The organism is Leucobacter soli, assembly GCF_042659205.1.
GTDB classification, from domain to species: domain Bacteria; phylum Actinomycetota; class Actinomycetes; order Actinomycetales; family Microbacteriaceae; genus Leucobacter; species Leucobacter soli.
Map to the genome: position 1 here is coordinate 1 of NZ_JBHSRW010000430.1, position 929 is coordinate 929.

The following is a 929-nucleotide window of genomic DNA, read 5'->3' on the forward strand; positions in this document are numbered from 1 at the left end:
CTAGGGTGTGTCTGTTAAATAGTTGAGCCAGGCGATCACTCCGTTCAGGACGACCGCGGCCCGGTACACGATCGCGAGTTTGTCATACCGGGTCGCGAGTCCTCGCCATTGCTTCAATCGGCAGTAGCCGCGCTCGATCACGTTCCGGCCCCGATACTTCGCCGAGTCAAACTTCGGTGGCCTCCCGCCCATCGAGCCGCGCCGCTTCCGGTGGGCCTGCTGATCGCGGGGTTCGGGAATCACGGTCTCGATGCCGCGACGTCGCAGGTACGCGCGGTTCGCGCGCGATGAGTACGCCTTATCGCCCAGCGCCGCAGCAGGGCGAGTGCGCCGACCGACCCGCAACCCTTCCAGCAGCGGGATCAGCATCGGCGAGTCTCCGTCCTGCCCCGCGGTCACCAGCGTCACCAATGGCAAGCCGCGTCCGTCGACCAGCTGATGCGTCTTCGTCGACAGGCCGCCCCGGGAGCGCCCGACCGCATGGTCAGACGGCTCAAGCAGCGGATTCTTGTAATTCGACGAAGCCCTTTTTTACCCGGGTCACGTTCGTCGCGTGCTGATGCGCTCTGGCGATCGTGGAATCCACCGAGATATCCCAATCGATCAGGCCCGCACGGTCGGCATACTCATGCAGCCGGGACTGCACCTGATCCCAGGTGCCGTCATCGGCCATCCGCTTATGCCACTGCCATGCTGTCTGCCACGGCCCGAACGCCTCGGGGAGGTCTCGCCACGCGATCCCGCACCGATACCGGTAGATGATGCCCTCGACCATCAGGCGTGCATCCGCGAACGGACGGCCCTTCTTCCCCGTCGGGCCGGGCATCAGATCCGCGATGAGTGCCCATTGATCATCGGAGAGGAGCTGGAATCGCGACATGGTTCCACGATCCCACCCCCATCACAAATCAATTAACAGACACGCCCTA

At 63.9% G+C, this 929-nt stretch carries 1 protein-coding gene; it reads right to left on the reverse strand.

Annotated features, from left to right (window positions below; translation table 11 throughout):
* Positions 1 to 880 (reverse strand): IS5 family transposase gene (locus tag ACFPZL_RS13735; protein WP_218116477.1). Its coding sequence is split into 2 segments (ribosomal slippage): positions 1 to 531 and positions 533 to 880, totalling 879 coding nucleotides; the frame shifts between segments, so codons are not numbered across the junction.
* Positions 881 to 929: the final 49 nt, after the last annotated feature.